Genomic DNA, 17,984 nt, shown 5'->3' on the forward strand with positions numbered 1-17,984 from the left:
GCTCCCGAGGGCCCGGATTCCTCGGGGGCCGCGGGGGCCCCGGAATCCTGGGGGCCCCCGGAGTCGCGGACGTTCCCGGAGGCCCCCGGGCTCCGGGCCGCGCGCGACGGCGGCCCCGCCCGGTTCGTCCACGGTCTCGCCACGGGGCTGCGCCGCAGCGCCGAGGGCGCCGTGACCGGCGTCCGCCTGGCCGACGGCGGCATGGTCTCCGCGAGCTGGACGGTCCTCGCCCCGGGCGCCGGCCTCGGCGAGCTCGAGGGGCTGCCGGTGGACTGGCGCCCGCCGCTGCGGCCCGTGCACGGGGACATCCTGCGCGCCCGCGTCCCCGCCGGGTCGCCGGAGCTGGTCGAGCGCACCGTCCGCGGCCTGGTGCACGGCGCGCCCGTCTACCTGGTGCCCCGCACCGACGGGACCGTGGTGATCGGGGCGACCTCCCGCGAGGACGGGCTGACCGGTCCCAGTGCCGGTGGCGTGTTCCGGCTGCTGCGCGACGCCCAGGCGCTCGTGCCCGGCGTCGCCGACCTCGAGCTGGTCGAGGTGCTGGCCCGCGCCCGCCCCGGCACCCCGGACGACATCCCGTACCTGGGCCGGGTCCGGGACCCGGCCGGCTCCCCCGTGCCGGGGCTGGTGGTCTCCACCGGATACTTCCGCCACGGCGTGCTGCTCGCCCCGCTGGCCGCCCGGCTCGCCGCGCAGCTGGTCGCCGGGGACGCCGGAGCGGATCCGGGCGCCGACGCCGAGCACCTCGCCACCACCGACCCCCACCGCTTCGACCGACCCGTCGAGGCCCGTCGAGGGGACCCCGAGCCGGCCGCCGCCGGACCCGGGCCCCGGAGCAGGAGCCCCCGATGACCGCCATCATCCTCAACGGCCAGCCCCACCGCGTGCCGGCCGACACGACCGTCGTCGACCTCGTCGCCGAGACCGTCGGCCGCGCCCTGGGCCCCGACGGCGCCCCGCTGGACGGCGGGCGCCTCGGGGTGGCCGTGGCCGTGGACGCCGCGGTCGTCCCCCGCAGCCGCTGGCGGCGAACCCCTGTGGCGGAGGGCCAGGCTGTCGAGATCATCACCGCCGTCCAAGGAGGCTGACGTGACCGTCCCGCACCCTGACCTGCGCTCCGAGCCGCACTCCGGCGCGAGCCGCGACCCGCTCGTGCTCGACGGCACCGCGCTGAGCTCCCGGCTGATCATGGGCACCGGCGGCCTCAGCTCGCTGCACACCCTCGAGCAGGCGCTGCTGGCCTCCGGCACCGAGCTGACCACCGTGGCCCTGCGCCGCTACGCGCCCGGCCAGGGCGACTCGCTCTTCGCGATGCTCGAGCGCAACGACATCCGGATCCTGCCCAACACCGCCGGGTGCTACACGGCCCGGGACGCCCTGCTGACCGCCGAGCTCGGCCGCGAGGCCCTCGAGACGGACTGGGTCAAGCTCGAGGTGATCGCCGACGAGGACACCCTGCTGCCCGACGTGGTGGAGCTCCTCGACGCCACCGAGCAGCTCGTGGCGCGCGGCTTCCGGGTCTTCGCCTACACCTCCGACGACCCGGCTGTGGCCCGCCGGCTGGAGGACCTGGGGGCGGCGGCGGTGATGCCCCTGGGTGCTCCCATCGGCACGGGCCTGGGCATCCTCAACCCGCACAACATCGAGCTCATCGCCTCCCGGGCGTCCGTGCCCGTGGTGCTCGACGCCGGGATCGGCACCGCCTCCGAGGCCTCCCTGGCCATGGAGCTCGGCTGCGACGCCGTGCTGCTGGCCAGCGCCGTCACCCGTGCCCAGGACCCGGTGGCGATGGCCACCGCCATGCGCCACGCCGTGGTCGCCGGCCGGCTCGCCGCCGGTGCCGGGCGCATCCCCGCCCGCCGCCACGCCCAGGCCTCCTCGCCGATGGCCGGGCGGATCGACACGGACGCCCCCGAGGACGCGCCGGCCGCCGACCCGGCGGACGTGCCGCGCGGGGACTGGGCACCCGTGGGGAAGCGGCCGTGAGCCCGCTGCCCCCGCTCGTGGAGCCCGGCCCCGAGCTCACCCGCGAGGAGCTCGAGCGCTACGCCCGGCACCTGACCCTGCCCGGGATCGGGACCCTCGGCCAGCGGCGGCTGCGCGGCGCCCGGGTGCTCGTCGTCGGCGCCGGGGGACTGGGCGCCCCGGCCCTGCAGTACCTCGCCGCGGCGGGGGTCGGGACCCTCGGGATCGTCGACGACGACGTGGTGGCGCTGTCCAACCTGCAGCGCCAGGTGGTGCACACGACCGCCGACGTCGGCCGCCCCAAGGCCGTCTCCGCCGCCGAGGCCGTCACCGCGCTGAACCCGCTGGTCACGGTCCGGACCCATCCCGTCCGGCTGGACGCGGACAACGCCGTGGACATCCTCGGCGGGTACGACCTGGTCCTGGACGGCGCCGACAACTTCGCCACCCGGTACGTGGTCAGCGACGCCGCCGCCCTGACCGGCACGCCCTGCGTCTGGGGCTCCATCCTGCGCTTCGAGGGCCAGGTCAGCGTCTTCTGGGCCGGGCACGGGCCCACCTACCGGGACCTCTACCCCGAGGCCCCGCCGGACGGGGAGGTGCCCAGCTGCGCCGAGGGAGGCGTCTTCGGCATGCTCCCCGCCACCGTCGGCGCGGTCATGGTCACGGAGGCCGTCAAGCTCATCACCGGCACCGGGGAGCCGCTGCTCGGGCGGGTGCTGCTGCACGACGCGCTCGCGATGACCTGGCGCGAGATGCGCCTGGCCCCGGACCCCGACGCCGCCCCGGTCACCGCGGTGGCCCGGCCCGCGGCGGTCTGCGCGCTGCCCGGCGCGGACCCTGCCGAGACTGTCGGGGCGGCCGAACTGGCCCGGCTGCTCGAGCGCCGGGAGCGTGGGGAGGCGTCCTTCACCCTGGTGGACGTGCGCGAGGACTGGGAGCGGGAGCTCGTGGCCATCGACGGCGCCGTGCCCGTGCCGCTGCAGGAGATCGTGGACCGCGGGGCGGACGCCCTGCCGCCGGAGGCCCGCGGCGCGGACCTCGTGCTGCACTGCAAGGCCGGGACCCGCTCCGCGACCGCGCTCGCCGCGCTGCGGCCCTTCTACGCCGGGCGGGAGGAGCGGGTCCGCCACCTCGAGGGCGGGGTGCTCGCCTGGGTGGCGCGGGTGGACCCGGACCGGCCGGTCTACTGAGCCGGCGCGTCGCCGCGGGAGGGGCGCCACTCCGTCTCCTCCGCCCCATCGACGATTCCCGCCTGCCCGGGGCACGTGCCGACAGCACTCCAGAAGGAGGTCAGGCGATGCTGGTGCCGAAGAGCAGTCCCAGGGCGTAGGTGGCTCCGGCCGCGCCGAAGCCGATGGCCAGCTGCCGCAGCGCCATCCGCGCCGGTGAGCTGCCGGAGAGCAGGGCCACCACGGTGCCGGTGGACAGCAGCGCCAGGCCCACGGTCGCGGCCGCGACGATCACCGCGGTGGTGCCCTCCAGCCCGAACAGGTAGGGCAGGATCGGCAGGACGGCCCCGGAGGCGAAGAAGCAGAAGCTCGACGCCGCGGCTCCCAGCCCGGTGCCCACCGCTTCGTGCTCATCGACCTCCACCGTGGGCACGGGTCCGGTGTGCTCGGCGTGCTCCAGGTGCGCCCCGCCCAGGACCCGGGCCGCCTTGGCCTCGGCGGCTTCGGGGTCCAGGCCGCGGGCCCGGTAGAACAGGGCGAGCTCGTTGGCCTCGGCGTCGAGCATCGGGACCTTCTGCCGGGTGTCCGCGTTGGGGGTGGAGGCCTCCAGCAGCTCGCGCTGGGACCGGACCGAGACGTACTCGCCGGCCCCCATGGACAGGGCCCCGGCGAGCAGGCCGGAGACCCCGGTCAGCAGCACGACCGCGCTGGACACTCCGCTGGCGCTGATGCCCAGCACCAGCGCCAGATTGGAGACCAGTCCGTCGTTGGCCCCGAAGACGGCTGCCCGGAAGCTGCCGGCCATCCGGTTGCGCCCCCGGGTGGCGAGGGCCCGGACGACCTCCTCGTGGATCTGCTCGTCGGCGGCCATCGCGTCGGTGGCGTGGAGATCGGCCTCGTACGGGGAGCGGGACTCCGCGCGCTGCATCAGGGCCAGGGCGAACACGGAACCGAAGTGGCGGGCGAGGAAGCCCAGGAGGCGGGAGCGCAGGGACCCGCGGCGAGGATGCCCCACCTGGTGGCCGAGGAGCACGACCCAGTGCTGCTCGTGGCGGGCCTCGGCCTCGGCCAGGCCCAGCAGGATCTCGCGCTCCTCGCCGGTGCGGCGGGCGGCGAGGTCGCGGTAGACGGCGGCTTCGGCGCGCTCGTCGGCCAGGTAGCGGCGCCAGCGGCGGATCTCGGCCGGGGTCGGGGCGTGGGGTGCCGGGGTGTCGGAAGGGGTGGTCATCATTCGTCCTCGAGGCAGGGCCCCGGCCGGAGCGACCCCGGGGGCGGGGAGACCTCGGCCGGAGCGGTGTCCGGCCGAAGGTCTCGTTCGCTCGGGCACGCAGGTGCTCGAGTGGCGCGCCGGGTCCCCCGTCCGGGGAGACCAGCATGTCGACACGCCTCTGCATCCACCCGTCGGGTGGCGGGAACTACTCCCCTTCGACACCCCCACCGTATCCAGTTCCGCGCCCAGCCGGTTTCGGTGCACCGAAACCGCGGTGCACCGCGGCAGCGCGGGCCAGCCGGTCCGCGCGTCCATGGCGCCGACCCCGTACACCACTCACGACGACGTGGCCGACTGTGACGTCGTCGTGACACCCGATGACGTCACGCCGGTCACGGTTGGCACGCCACCACCCGGGTCTGGTCCCATGGCAAGCGCCCCATTCAGAGCGGCCGAGAGATCTGGCTCGACGACGCCGCAGCAACCCGCCCTCCCCAGGGGTCAGGGTGCTAACGCCAGAACCGATGGAGATCCCGGATCTGCAGCCGGTCCGTGACGTCAGCCTCCGGGGCCGCCGCCACCGGGCCCGCCCCGGCGCGACCGGCCGACCGGCAATCCTCGGTGCGACCGAGAGGACCACCGCATGACCCCGAGCACGGTCGAGGAGACCACCGCCCATCCCCGCGCCGGCACGGACCTCGCCGCCGGCCTGCCCGGGGACTACCCCGGACTGGCGGAGCACTTCCGGCCGCTGTTCGCGGAGATCGCCGCCGGCTCCCTGGACCGGGACCTCCGGCGCGCGCTGCCCTACGCGGAGGTCCGCCGGCTGGACCGGGCCGGATTCGGTGCGCTGCGCGTCCCGGCGGCCCACGGCGGCCCCGGGGTCAGCATCGAGGACTTCACCCGGCTGCTGGTGGACCTGGCCGAGGCGGACTCCAACATCGCCCACCTCTACCGCTCCCACTCCGGCTTCGTGGAGTCCCTGCGCTTCCTGCCCCGGGAGCTCCAGGAGGTCTGGTACCCGCGGGTGCTGGCCGGGGCCACCGTCGGCAACGCCTCCACGGAGAAGGGCGGCAACGCCCTGGGCACCCTGAACACCGTGCTCACCCGCACCGCCGGAGGGTGGGAGATCACCGGCCGGAAGTTCTACGCCACCGGCTCCGTCTTCTGCGACTACACCCGGGTCTCGGCCGCTTTGGACGGTCAGGACGGGCGCCGCTTCGCCGTCGTCGCCACGGACGCCGAGGGCGTGACGCTCGAGGACGACTGGGACGGCTTCGGGCAGAAGCTCACCGGCACGGGCACCGCGGTCTTCGACCGGGTGCGCGTCCCGGACGACGCCGTGCTGGACCGCACCGCCGGCAGCGCCGAGGCCGTCCACGAGGCCGCCTTCTTCCAGCTGGTCCTGCTGGCCGTGCTGGCCGGCATCGCCCGGGCCGCCCGGCGGGACGCGGTGGAGACCGTCGCCACCCGCCGGCGGACCTTCAACACCGGACTCGGCCTGCCGTTCCGGGAGGACCCGCTGATCCAGGAGGCCACCGGGCGGATCTCCGCCAAGGTCTTCGCCGCCGAGGCCACCGTCCTGCACGCCGCCCGCGCCCTGGACGCCGGCATCGCCGCCGCCGCAGCGGCCGGCGCCGACCGGCCGGACTTCACCGGCGCCCTCCCGGCGGCGCTGCACGAGTCCGAGATCGCTGTGGAGCACGCCCAGGTCACCGTGCCGGAGCTGGCCCTCGGCGCGGCCCAGGACCTGTTCCTCACCGTGGGCGCCTCCGCCACGTCCACGGCCAAGGGCCTGGACCGGCACTGGCGCAACGCGCAGACCGTGGCCACCCACAACCCCATCGCCTTCCGCGCCCGGGCCCTCGGCGACTACCTGGTCAACGGCACCCTGCCGGAGGGCCTGAACGCCATCGGGGACGCCAAGACCGATGTCACGACCGATGCCGCCCGAACCCCAGGAGCCTGACGCATGAGCACCACGACCACGGCGGCCCCGGGCCGCAGCAGCATCGTCCACGGCAAGAAGCGCGTCCTGGCCTCCGCCTTCGCCGGGACCACCATCGAGTGGTACGACTTCTACCTCTACGGCACCGCCGCCGCGCTGGTCTTCAACGTCCAGTTCTTCCCCATGGCCACCGAGCTCGGCGGCATCGTGGCGTCCTTCGCCACGCTCGCGGTCGGCGTGATCGCCCGGCCCCTGGGCGGGATCATCGCCGGGCACCTGGGGGACCGGATCGGCCGCAAGGCCCTCCTGGTGGCCTCCCTGCTGCTCATGGGCGTGGCCTCCACCCTCATCGGCCTGCTGCCCACCTACGACGTGATCGGCTGGTGGGCCGTCGCCGGGCTCGTGGTCCTGCGCATCCTCCAGGGCCTGTCCGCGGGCGCGGAGTGGGGCGGCTCCGCGCTGCTGAGCGTGGAGCACTCCCCGGCCCGGCACCGCGGGTTCTTCGGGTCCTTCACCCAGATCGGCTCCTCCGCCGGCATGCTGCTGGCCACCGGGGCGTTCTTCATCGTGCAGAACGTCATGGGCGAGGAGCAGTTCGCCGCCTACGGCTGGCGCATCCCCTTCCTGCTCTCGGCCCTGCTGGTGATGGTGGGCCTCTGGATCCGCCTCGGCGTGGCCGACGCCCCGGAGTTCCTGGAGCACCGGGCCTCGGGCAGCGTGGCCAAGGCCCCCCTGCGGGAGCTGCTGGTCCACCACCGCCGCCCGGTGCTGATCACGATCGGCCTGCGCCTGGCCCAGAACGCCGTCTACTACCTGGTGACGGTCTACATGCTGACCTATCTGCGGGACGTGCGCGGGGACAGCGCCGCGGGCGTGACCGCCGTGATGATCGCCTCGGCCATCGGCCTGTTCTCCACCCCGTTCTGGGCCTGGCTGTCCGACCGGGTGGGCCGCAGGGTCGTCTCGGTGACCGCCTACGCGGCGATCGGCGTCTTCGGCTGGGTACTGTTCGCCTTCCTGGGCACCGGCCCGCTCGCGCTGCTGCCGCTCGTGGTGATCCTCGGCATCAACCTCGTCCACGACGCGGTCTACGGACCGCAGGCGGCCTGGTTCGCCGAGCAGTTCCCCGTGCACGTGCGGTACTCGGGCGTGAGCTTCGGCTACCAGGTGGGCACCGTCCTGGGCGGCGGGCTGATGCCGATGATCGCCGCCCTGCTCTTCGCCGCCGGCGGGGACACCCCGTGGCTGATCGCCGGCTACCTCTCGGTGCTGTCCGTGCTCTCCGTCGTCGCCGCCCTGGTCGCGAAGGACCCCGCCCGCGAGCAGCGCGGCACCGAGCTCACCGATCTGCACGCCGGCCGGACCGCGGCCTCCCCGACCGGCGCCGCGAGCGCCACCGAGACCATCCCCGAGAGGACCACCGTATGAGCCGCCCCCTGCTGCTGAACGCCTTCGACATGATGGTGCCCGTGCACCAGTCCCCGGGGCTGTGGCGCCACCCGGAGGCCGGGGTCACGCACTTCGACACGCTCGAGTACTGGACGTCCCTGGCCCGCACCCTCGAGGAGGGCGGCTTCACCTCGCTGTTCCTGGCGGACGTCCCCGGCGTCTACGACGTCTACGGCGGCGGGACCGAGGCCACCGCCCGCGGGGGAGTGCAGTGCCCGGTGCTCGACCCGCTCGTGGCGGTGCCGGCCATGGCCGCGGTCACCGAACGGCTCGGCTTCGGGGTGACCGCCTCGGTCACCTACGAGGCCCCCTATCTTCTGGCCCGCACCTTCGCGACCCTGGACCACTTCACCCGCGGCCGGGTGGCGTGGAACGTGGTGACCTCCTACCAGGACTCCGCCGCCCGGAACCTCGGCATGGACCGGCAGATCCCGCACGACGAGCGCTACGACCGCGCCGACGAGTACATGGAGGTCATGTACAAGCTCCTCGAGGGCTCCTTCGAGCCCGGAGCGGTGAAGGCCGACGCCGGCGCCGGGGTCTTCGTGGACCCGGACCTGGTGCACCCCATCGGCCACGAGGGCACCTGGTTCTCCGTGCCCGGCCAGGCACTGACCCACCCCGGCCCCCAGGGCACCCCGTTCCTGTTCCAGGCCGGCGCCTCCCGGCGCGGACAGCAGTTCGCCGTGGACCACGCCGAGGCCATCTTCTTCATCGGCAACACCCCGCAGCTCGTGCGCCGGTGGACCGACGGCGTCCGGGCCGAACTGGCCGCGCAGGGACGGGCCGAGGACACCGTGAAGACCTTCACCATGGCCACCGTGGTGGTCGCCGAGACCGACGAGGAGGCCCAGGCCAGACTCGACGGATATCGCCGGCACGTGGACATCGAGGGGGCCCTGTCCCTGTTCGGTGGCTGGACCGGGGTCGACCTGGCCGGGGCGGAGCCTGACGCGCCGCTCGAGTACGTGGCCACCGACGCCAACCAGTCCGCGCTCGCGGCGTTCACCTCACTGTCCCCGGACCGGACCTGGACGGTGCGGGACCTCGCCGAGTTCGTGGCCATCGGCGGCCGCGGGCCCGTCATCGCCGGGGCCCCCGGCACCGTGGCGGACGAGCTCGAGTGCTGGCGCGAGGAGGCTGGCGTGGACGGCTTCAACATCTCGGCGGCCGTGCGGCCGGCGGACCTGGAGCGGTTCACCACGATGCTGTCGCCGGAGCTGCGGCGACGGGGCCTGCTGCCGGACCCCGGGACCCTCCCCGCCGGCAGGACGCTGCGGGAGGCCCTGGCCGGGGCCGGCCCGCGGCTGGCCGACGACCACCGCGGGGCGTCCTTCCGCCGGTGACCGCCGGGCCGTCGGGCTCACCGCCCGACCGGTCCCGGACAGCCGTCCGCCGTCCCGGCTGCTCGGAACGAAGCGCTCCTGCCCGGGAGAGGGCAGGAGCGCTTCACTGCGCCGAGGCGCAGCGGATGACCCCCGACCGCCGGGGAACGGATCATGGGGGTCGCCGCACCGGCGTGGGGGCCGGTGCCTCCCGAAAACTACCAGACGGTAATGTCATGGCCGACCACACTGTGCAGATGCATGGAGATGGGCCGCAGGTGCCGAGTGCCTCCCCGAGCCCACCACAGGTGCCGGCATCGACGGCGGCGGAACGGGTGTGGGCGGGGGGTGTCGACGCCGGTGACGACGTCGACGACCTCTCGCAGATCGGTCAGACTGGACATCGCGCTGTCTCCGTGCCGGAACGGGGGCGTGGTTCCGATCCTGGGCGGAGACTCGGCAGGGCTGTGACGGGGCGGGCCCGCCGACGCCAAGCGGTCGCTCCGGTTGGCACGATCGCCACGAGGGCCGCTGACGGTTTCGAGAGTGGCCGCTGAGATGTCGGCGCCGGGAAGAGGAGTGTCCTGCTGATGACCCACCAAGCGCAGGAGTACGACGTCATCGTTGCCGGGGGCGGACTTGCCGGGCGCAGCCTCGCCTATTTCCTGAGTCGGGAACCAGGGCTGACCGGGACGCGGATCCTCATCATCGACGACGCCGAGGATCGATACCCGCACCGTTCCCTGATCTACTGGCACGACGGCGCCCTCCCCTTGCCCCTGCCTCCCGCGGCCACGTTCACGAGCCTCGCGGTTGACGCAGGACCTGCCCAGCGGGTCCTGCCGCTCAGGCGCCACCGCCTGTGCCTCACCTCGTCGCGGGCCGTTTTTCGGTGCCTCGACGACGTCATCGACGCCAACCCTCACATCACCCGTCTCGACGCACACGTCTCTCGAGTGCGGGCCCGCGCCGACTCGGTGGCGGTGTCCCTCTCCGACGGCCGGCTCTTCACGGCGTCCCACTGCTTCGACAGCACCTGGCCCCCCGTCGGGATCAAGGCACCACTGCTCATGTCGGGCGAGGTTCGACGGGTGCGAACTGAGCATGATTCCTTCGACCCATCGATTGCCACCTTCATCGACTTCCGGTCCGGTGAAGACGACCCCGTGCATTTCCACTGCGTCCTGCCGATCTCAGCCCGAGAAGCCCTCGTCGAAGTCACCCGGATCATGCCGGGGGAGGCTTCGAGCCCGGAATTCTCGTTCGAACAGGCCACGTCGGCTTATCTGCGCGAGGTGTGGGGCGTGAACAGATTCTCCTCGTTGTCCGTGGAACGGGGCTCCATCCCCCTGGGCGTCCGGCCCAGTTCTCCCCGCGGCCGCCATGTGCGCATCGGATCTCCCTCCGGAGTCGTCAAGGCCACCACTGGATACGGCCTCACCCGAATCCTTCACCAGACCCGGCACATCGCTTCCACGCTGGCGTCCACCGGGTCACCTGAGACTCCCCGGCCGTCCCCGCGCTTCCGTTGGTACGACAGGCCCGTGCTCAAGATGTGGAGGCACGATCCTGAAAGCGCGTTGCACGTCATGAAAGCCGCGTTCGCCTCGGGCGATGCTGATCTCGTCCTCGATTTTCTCGACGAGCGCACCACCTTCGCAGAGGAACGGGGGCTGCTCGGGTCCATGCCGGTCACGAGGCTCCTGCAGCCACGCCTGTGGATCTGAGCCCGTCGTCGGAACTCTCCGTCCGGGCGAACCGGCACAACCTGTCTTCTGCGCGCGACAGCAACTGCTTCGACGCAGCAGGCAACAGGATGATGCGGGAGTCCAGGTCCTGGTCGACCGCCAGACCCACTTCCGAAACGTCTCGCCCACCGGTGAGATGCGCAAGGGCGGGCGCAGTCTCCTGGCGTGGAAGCGAAGCACGTGAGGCGGTGCTGATCCGGGCGAACAACTGCGCAGCCCTCGCCGCGCTTCGTGCGCCGGAGCGAATGCCGCCACGAAGCATGCACCGAAGACCACCCCGGAACGGCCACATCCACAGGACCCGGGTCTTCTGGGGTTCAGCGACATGACGATCCGTGGCGAAATGTGGCGGCGGAAGGCGGCCGGTAGCCCATGGCCCGGGCAGGTGCGTATGTTCCCCTACTAACTGCACGACTCCGGGGCTCGTCCCACGACGGCGCGGGATCGTTCACTCTCACATCAGTCGAGATCCGAGGAGGCCGCATGGCCACGACACCCACCCTGACCGAGCGTCTGGCAGCAGGTCCTGTGATCTGCGCGGAGGGCTTCCTGTTCGAACTGGAGCGGAGGGGATACCTCAGCGCCGGTGAGTTCGTACCCGAGGTCGCCCTGGAGTACCCGGAGGCCCTGCGCGCGCTGCACGTGGACTTCCAGCGCGCCGGATCGGACATCGTCGAGGCATTCACCTACAACGGACACCGCGAGAAGATGCGGGTCATCGGCAAAGAGGATCTGCTCGAACCGCTCAATCGATCCGCACTGAAGATCGCCCGAGGCGTTGCCGATGCCCGTCCCGGTGACCTGATGGCGGGAAACATCTCGAACACCAACATCTGGGATCCGTCCGACCCGGGCAGCCAGGCCAGCGTGCGGGCGATGTTCGAGGAGATGGTGGGGTGGGCGGTCGAGGAGGGGGCCGACCTGATCGTCGGGGAGACCTTCTACTACGCCGGTGAGGCACTCGCCGCCCTCGACGTGGCCCAGAGGTCCGGGCTGCCCGTCGTCATCACCCTCGCTCCGATGGCCTTCGAGGAGATGGCGGACGGCATCGGCGTGGTGGAGACCGCGCAGCGCCTCGAGCAGGCCGGAGCAGATGTCGTGGGCATGAACTGCTTCCGGGGCCCGGAGACGATGATGCCGTGGGTGCGGCAGATCCGCGAGGCGGTCTCGTGCCACGTGGCTGCGCTCCCGGTGCCGTACCGGACGACGAACGCCGAGCCGACCTTCTTCAACCTCAGCGACCCGCGGGCCAGCGTGGCCTCTCCGCACCACCGGGCGTTCCCGACCGCGCTGGACCCGCTGGCCACCAACCGGTACGAGATCAGGCGTTTCGCGGAGGAGGCCCTCGAGCTCGGTGTCCACTACCTCGGTGTGTGCTGCGGGGCTTCTCCGATGCATGTCCGTGAGGTCGCCGAGGCCGTCGGGCGTGTGACCGAAGCAAGCCGGTTCTCCGAGCGGATGGAGAACCACTTCATGTACGGCAGCAACGACCGTCTCCCCGCGCACATCGTGGAGCTGGGTGACCGCGCCTGACCAGAGGCGGGCCACAGGCCGGCGCCGAGGTGCGGGTCCCGATCCGATGCATCCGCACCTCGGCGCCTCCGTCTGCATCAACGGGGGTGGGTGGTGAGATACCGATACGACAGCCGACGTCCGGCCGATGGAGCCATCACATGACGGTGAAGCACTCGGTGGCCGAGCCCGTCGCTCCTCTTGAGGGGGCGGCCACCGTGAGATCGCTCGAGTGCCCCCCACAGCACCCTCGACAAGACCCCAGCATGAAGATCGCTCCTCATGCTGTCGGCCCTGCCGGGCTGCTCGGCGCAGCCCCGTCCGAAGCACCCCCGGACCTGATGCGGACCCTGCTGCAGACGGTGACCACCCCTCTGCTCGCCCCGATGCGGACGCGGTGGGCGGAGCCGAGGGAGCAGGCCAGCTCCCGAGCTGGTGGCGCAACGCATGGGATGCGAGACGTCTCGTCCGGAAAATTTGCGCCCGCATGTTTCCGCGGATCCGGGTGTCTCGCATCCTTGTGCTTTATCCATGCCGATAGAATTTGATACTCAACGTTGGTTGCGAGACAGATGAGGTGGACTTGGGCAAGCTGATCGGCTACGCGCGAGTGTCGACACGGCAGCAGGACGCAGACCGTCAAGTGCATGACCTCCTGGCCGCAGGCGTGCGGCGCGATGACATCTACATCGACCATGGAGTGTCTGGAGGACGCGCGTCACGCCCGCAGTTCGACCGTGCCGTGGCTGCGCTGGAGAAGGACGACACATTGGTGATCACCACGCTGGATCGCCTGGGGCGGTCGACACAGAACATGCTGGCCTTCGCCGCGGCGCTGCGGGGAAGAGGTGTCGGTCTACGGGTACTCAACCTCGGCGGGGGAGATGTGGACACCGCGACCCCGATGGGGTCCATGGTCTTCACGGTCATGGCGGCGCTGGCGCAGATGGAACTGGAAATCAAGCGGGAGCGGATCACTGATTCGGTGGCCAAACGCCGGGCCGCCGGCAAGGACCTGGGCGGGCGCCGTCAGACTTTCACTGACTCCCAGATCCGCAATGCCCTGCGACTGATCGAGGGCGGGGAGCCGGCCACCCAAGTGGCCAAGGACCTCGGCATGTCCCGCGCGACCTTGTACCGGCGGATCCGGGAGCTACCGCAAGCGACGACCATCTGAGGCCGTCGTCGCCGGTGGACATCGTGGTGCGTATGACGCACCTGAGCGGGCTTTTCATCGCACGGGGTAAACGGGCATGACAACCACCCCCGGTTGCCTGAGCTCCGCGTGGGCGCATCCGGGCCCGCTCGAGGTCCCTCCAGCGCGCGCCATGTGCCGCGCTTGGGACACGCCCTCGTGAAGCCCCTGTACCCGAAGCTCCTCCACCCCCATTGCCGCCAGCGGTGTCGCATCCAAGCCGTAGTCCTGTCGGGCCACTGAGCGACACTGGGAACATGACCGAGATGAGTGCCGTAGAAGCGCGGAAGTTCTGGAAGGCGTTGGTGGATAACGCATCTGCACTGATTTCGGACGCCCACGTCTTACTCGCCGCCGAGTCATACGGACGCGCCAGGTCGCTTACCGTTTTGGCGCAGGAGGAGCTGGGCAAGGCGCTGTGGATCTACGAGACCTTCGAACAGGCTTGGAGCGAGGGCGACGACACGCCCCTCGTTGTGAGCGCGCTCAAGCAGTACGGGTGCAACCACACGAAGAAGTACTTGCAAGCCGTCGTGTTCGGCGACGAGCTCGCGTCCTTCTGGGGTGACTACAGCGCGATGTCGGGCAATTGGCGGGACGCTGAATCCTGGGAGGAAGCCCGGGAACGAAGGAAGCAGGAAGCTGCAGCTGCCGCGGTCGAGGCGAACAATTCCAAGAAGCGTGGCTTTTACGTGGACCGCGACAGCAACGGCGCCGTCCTGTCGCCCACGAGCATCGATGTTGGGACCATCGCCGAGGACCTCCAGACTGCCGCGCAGGTTGTTGAGATGCTACTTATTCGCGACCACAGCCGGATGAAGTTAGAAGCAGTCACCTCGTACGACAGCACCCGCGAACAGCAGCGCCGTCTATTGCCGGTCTCTCACCCTGAGGACTGGGCGGCAGCTTCCGAGGGCTTCAGGAATGAACGGCCACTCGGTCACCCCGACGCGAATCAGGAACAGGAACGCGACGCCTGAAAGGGGAGGGCCAGCATGTCGTGGGACTGCTGACACTTCAGTTGGCCGGCCGAATTGCAATTGGGGTTCAATGTCTGAAACCAGATCTCAGATGTTGACTGCGACGTGGGAGCGGCCGGGTCTGACGCTCTGCGTGTGGGTCGCTCTATCTGGCGACCATTCATCTAGCATCAGGCTATGACCCCACGGCGGACGGATATGAGTGGCTTCGTCACGGCGCTTGTGCCCATGCTCTCGCGGAGCCTGGCCGAGGAGTTCAATGTCTTCCGGGTGATGCACCACGGCACCCACGAGAAGCAACTCTCCAACGTCTTCGCCTGGTTGCTGGCCGCCGATGCGACACATGGACTCGGAGATGCCTTCCAGCGCATCTTCCTCGAGAGGATCAACGCCGATCCGCTGATCGACAAGCAACTGCCTTCGACCGGCTACCGAGTGGCCCAGGAAGTCGACACCAGAAGGGACGAGGAAGCCGCTGGCGGCCAGGTCGGCATGGACATCGCCGACATCGTCCTCTCGCGACAAGATGCCGCCGTCGTCATCGAGAACTACTGGACCTCCGATGGACACTGTCACGGCTACCACCGGTACCTCGCCCACGCTGTCGGGCGCGGGAGAGCGGCCGCAGTCGTTCTGCTCTGCCACCGGCGCGAGGCCCACCGCCAGCGATGTGGCTGGGAAGAGGCTGTTGTCGTCACTTACGCCGAGGTCCTGGGGGATCTTCACGCACACGTCGATCGCGATCCGGCGTGGCGTCGGCGGCATCCTGATCAGTTCTTCTTCATCCAACAGATGATTCGTCAATTTGTGGAAGGCCCGGCGGCAGTGAACCTCGACGACCAGATCTCCTTCATCAAAGCCATGTGCGAGACCGGGGAGTCTGCACGTTACGGGTACCAGGCGCAGGATCTTGCGGCCCAGGAGTTCGCCGACCTCGTCGCCGAGCACGCGCGGCGGCAGATGGAGGACAGCCGCAAGACCCTTGCCAAGGCGAAGACCGGGCTGCAGGGTTTTGCACGGACCACGCTGACGGATCAGGTGAACGAGAAGGTCGAGAGGGGGCAGGTGCAGAAAGTCGAGGCGAATCTCAAGGGAATATGGCAGTGGTGCGTCGTTCTGCACCGCGCTGATGCGCAGCCGACGATCCTCCTCGTGTTCGGGCCCACTGCCGTCGTGGAGAACGAGAGCGCGCCAGAGCCGGTGTCCGACCCTGACTACTCGCGAGTGTTCGTGACGCTCAAAGCCGCGGGCCAGCAGGGCCTGAAGCGGATCGTGCAGACAGACGTCAGCCTCGAAGAGGCCATCAACGGGCTGTCTCAGGACGATGACCGTCTGCGAGACGCCGTGCTGGCGGTGACATCCGGAGGCTGACGGGAACTGGGGTGTTTCCGCCTGAGGTGCAGCCCGCTGCCGATCTGCTCGTGCGAACAGTCATGATCCGATCGGCCTGCGTGTGTCCAACCACTCGCCCAACCCGGAGAGGTTGGCATGTGCCGGAACGGGGACTGCCCGATAAACGGTGTGTGAGCGCCTGGTTTACGTAAGGCCTATTAGCGGCGGACCACGTTGCATTGTGGGTACGGCAAGGCGCGCAAGGGGTGGTGTGTCCCTGCGCGCCTTGCCGTATGTCCCTGTGGGGTCGTGGTGCTGTCTCAATCGAGGATGGCCACGGCGCGGGTCCAGCCGGCGGAGGCGGCGTGGATCTTCACCGGGAAGCAGGAAATGGTGAAGCCGGTGGCCGGCAGGGCCTCGAGGTTGTGCAGTTTCTCGATGTGGCAGTACCCGATGTCCCGGCCTGCCCGGTGGCCTTCCCAGATCAGGGACGGATCATGGGTCTGGGCGTACTTCTGGGCGGTGTAGGTGAACGGAGCGTCCCAGCTCCAGGCGTCCGTGCCAGTGACCCGGACGCCTCGTTCGAGCAGGTACAGGGTGGCTTCGCGTCCGATACCGCAGCCCTTGCCGACGTAGTCGTCGTGACCGTACCGGGTCCCGGCACTGGTGTTGACCACCACGATGTCCTTGGGCTGGAGCTCGTGCCCGATCCGTTCCAGCTCCTGGGCCACGTCCGGGGCGGTGACCACGTAGCCATCGGGGCAGCGGCGGAAGTCCAGCTTCACACCGCGGGCGAAGCACCAGTCCAGGGGCACCTCGTCGATGGTGATCGCCCGTTGCCCGTGGTCCATCGTCGAGGCGTAGTGGTACGGGGCGTCGAGGTGGGTGCCGTTGTGGGTGGTGATGTGCACCCGCTCGAGGGCCCAGCCCTCCCCATCGGGCAGGTCGGATCGTTGGGCCCCGGGGAAGAACCGCAGCATGTCCTCGTAGGTCTGGGTGTGGTCGTAGTACTCGATCTCGGGCAGGTGCCCAGGTGGGTCGGAGGCGATGCCGGCCTGCAGCGGCACCGACAGATCGATGATCTCGCCCATGGCCGGGGTCACCCCTGCCCGTGGCCGGCGTAGGGGTTGAGCAGCTGCGCCCGCAGCTCCTCGGACACCCCCTGCTCGGTGCCCGCCAGCCCGTCGGCCAGGGGGAAGGCCTCGTTCATGGAGTCGGGCATGGCCCCGTTGCGGTAGAAGTTCACCGATCCGGTGGAGGGCTTCCAGGTGTTGGCCTGCCAGTCGGGCACGTAGTTGCGGTAGCCCCCGGAGTTGACCTCCACGCGCAGCCCGGAGGGATCACGCAGGTAGAGGTAGCTCTGCTCGCCGATGCCGTGGATCGAGGGGCCGTACTCCATCGGGGTGCCGTGCTCCATCATGACGTCGGCGGTGCGCAGCAGATCTTCGTGGGTGTCGACCCAGAAGGCGATGTGGTGCACCCGTCCGGGGCGGTCGGAGGTGTCGATGACGATGCCCAGGTCGTGGGACTTCTCGTTGGTGGTGATCACGGAGAACACCGAGATCGGGGCGTCGTCGAGCTCGGTGCGGGCCATGATGCGGAAGCCCAGCGTTTGGGAGTACCACTGCGCGAACCCGTCGACGTCGGAGCTGGCGATGGTGACGTGGTCCAGGAAGCGCGGGGCGGCGGCGTGGTTGCTGCGCTTCTCGGGACGGTCGGGGTAGTTCGAGGCGAACTCGGGTTCGGCGGTGTACTTCTCCACCTCCCACACCAGCTTCATGGTGTGACCGTAGGGTCCGGTGAAGGTGTAGGAGCGGCCGTGACCGTGACCTGCCTCGGACCAGGTCCCCTGCACGCCGGCGGCCTCCACCTTGGCGGCGGCTGCCTCGAGGGCCTCGGGAGAGGTGGTGCGCCAGGCCATCACGGCCAGGCCGGTGTGGGGGCCTTCGGTGATGACCAGGCTGTAGCGGTCGTAGTCGCCCCAGCAGCGCAGGTAGACGGAGCCGTTGATGCGGTCCACGATGCGCAGGCCGAACTTCTCCACGTAGAAGGCGGCCGAGGCCTCCACATTGGCGGTGGTGATCTCCAGGTGGGCGATGTGGGCCAGGAGCTTTTCCATGGTCTTCCTCCAGCGAAACGGTGATGTGG

At 70.6% G+C, this 17,984-nt stretch carries 15 protein-coding genes, 1 pseudogene and 1 riboswitch; of the genes and pseudogenes, 13 read left to right on the forward strand and 3 right to left on the reverse strand.

Translation table 11 applies throughout. The features are described 5' to 3' along the window. The 4 genes from ACFU0Y_RS01565 to moeB all read left to right on the forward strand — a co-directional run. On the forward strand, positions 1–852 hold an 852-nt coding region (locus ACFU0Y_RS01565), incomplete at its 5' end, for an FAD-dependent oxidoreductase (RefSeq protein WP_380212685.1). Then, positions 849–1,088, forward strand: a complete 240-nt coding sequence (gene thiS / locus ACFU0Y_RS01570) for a sulfur carrier protein ThiS (protein ID WP_380212686.1) — start codon at positions 849–851, stop codon at positions 1,086–1,088. The genes ACFU0Y_RS01565 and thiS, both read left to right, overlap by 4 nt. 1 nt (position 1,089) lies before the next feature. After that, a complete protein-coding gene (locus tag ACFU0Y_RS01575) occupies positions 1,090–1,986 on the forward strand; it encodes a thiazole synthase (protein ID WP_380212687.1) in 897 nt (298 codons plus the stop codon). Continuing rightward, a complete protein-coding gene (gene moeB / locus ACFU0Y_RS01580; protein WP_380212688.1) occupies positions 1,983–3,158 on the forward strand; it encodes a molybdopterin-synthase adenylyltransferase MoeB in 1,176 nt (391 codons plus the stop codon). The genes ACFU0Y_RS01575 and moeB overlap by 4 nt, the downstream gene beginning before the upstream one ends. Before the next feature lie 100 nt (positions 3,159–3,258). Here moeB and ACFU0Y_RS01585 read toward each other — a convergent pair whose 3' ends face one another. Next, a complete protein-coding gene (locus ACFU0Y_RS01585) occupies positions 3,259–4,365 on the reverse strand; it encodes a VIT1/CCC1 transporter family protein (protein ID WP_380212689.1) in 1,107 nt (368 codons plus the stop codon). A gap of 418 nt (positions 4,366–4,783) precedes the next feature. Then, positions 4,784–4,878, forward strand: a riboswitch (SAM riboswitch). Positions 4,879–4,990: 112 nt separating this feature from the next. Between ACFU0Y_RS01585 and ACFU0Y_RS01590 the strand changes: the two genes are divergently transcribed. The 9 genes and pseudogenes from ACFU0Y_RS01590 to ACFU0Y_RS01630 all read left to right on the forward strand — a co-directional run bounded on the left by ACFU0Y_RS01590 (position 4,991) and on the right by ACFU0Y_RS01630 (position 15,875). Continuing rightward, positions 4,991–6,316, forward strand: coding sequence for an acyl-CoA dehydrogenase family protein (locus ACFU0Y_RS01590; protein WP_380212690.1), 1,326 nt, complete (start codon positions 4,991–4,993; stop codon positions 6,314–6,316). Between the two features lie 3 nt (positions 6,317–6,319). Then, positions 6,320–7,723, forward strand: a complete 1,404-nt coding sequence (locus ACFU0Y_RS01595; RefSeq protein ID WP_380212691.1) for an MFS transporter — start codon at positions 6,320–6,322, stop codon at positions 7,721–7,723. Next, a complete protein-coding gene (locus ACFU0Y_RS01600; protein ID WP_380212692.1) occupies positions 7,720–9,090 on the forward strand; it encodes an LLM class flavin-dependent oxidoreductase in 1,371 nt (456 codons plus the stop codon). The genes ACFU0Y_RS01595 and ACFU0Y_RS01600 overlap by 4 nt, the downstream gene beginning before the upstream one ends. Positions 9,091–9,659: 569 nt before the next feature. Continuing rightward, a complete protein-coding gene (locus ACFU0Y_RS01605) occupies positions 9,660–10,796 on the forward strand; it encodes a lycopene cyclase family protein (RefSeq protein WP_380212693.1) in 1,137 nt (378 codons plus the stop codon). Positions 10,797–11,300: 504 nt separating this feature from the next. Next, a complete protein-coding gene (locus ACFU0Y_RS01610; RefSeq protein WP_380212694.1) occupies positions 11,301–12,350 on the forward strand; it encodes a homocysteine S-methyltransferase family protein in 1,050 nt (349 codons plus the stop codon). 245 nt (positions 12,351–12,595) lie between these two features. Continuing rightward, positions 12,596–12,782: pseudogene (locus ACFU0Y_RS01615) on the forward strand (IS256 family transposase); the annotation flags it as partial. A gap of 130 nt (positions 12,783–12,912) precedes the next feature. Next, entirely contained in the window at positions 12,913–13,506 is a 594-nt protein-coding gene (locus ACFU0Y_RS01620) for a recombinase family protein (RefSeq protein WP_380212695.1), read from the forward strand. Positions 13,507–13,781: 275 nt separating this feature from the next. Further along, positions 13,782–14,504 carry an AbiV family abortive infection protein gene (locus tag ACFU0Y_RS01625; protein WP_380212696.1) on the forward strand — a complete coding sequence of 241 codons (723 nt, stop codon included), beginning with the start codon at positions 13,782–13,784 and terminating at the stop codon, positions 14,502–14,504. A gap of 177 nt (positions 14,505–14,681) precedes the next feature. Continuing rightward, positions 14,682–15,875 (forward strand): PD-(D/E)XK nuclease family protein, encoded by a 1,194-nt coding sequence (locus tag ACFU0Y_RS01630; protein WP_380212697.1) that lies wholly within the window; start codon positions 14,682–14,684, stop codon positions 15,873–15,875. A 281-nt stretch (positions 15,876–16,156) separates the two neighbouring features. Here the strand turns inward: ACFU0Y_RS01630 and ACFU0Y_RS01635 are convergent, their stop codons facing one another. Further along, the gene (locus tag ACFU0Y_RS01635; RefSeq protein WP_380212698.1) at positions 16,157–16,927 is read right to left on the reverse strand and encodes a cyclase family protein; all 771 of its coding nucleotides are present in this window, start codon (positions 16,925–16,927) and stop codon (positions 16,157–16,159) included. 8 nt (positions 16,928–16,935) lie between these two features. Next, positions 16,936–17,955: a VOC family protein gene (locus ACFU0Y_RS01640; protein WP_380212699.1), complete on the reverse strand. Its 1,020-nt coding sequence runs from the start codon at positions 17,953–17,955 to the stop codon at positions 16,936–16,938. Positions 17,956–17,984 lie beyond the last annotated feature (29 nt).

Origin of the sequence: Kocuria sp. NPDC057446 (assembly GCF_042802875.1) — a bacterium.
Classification (GTDB): domain Bacteria; phylum Actinomycetota; class Actinomycetes; order Actinomycetales; family Micrococcaceae; genus Kocuria.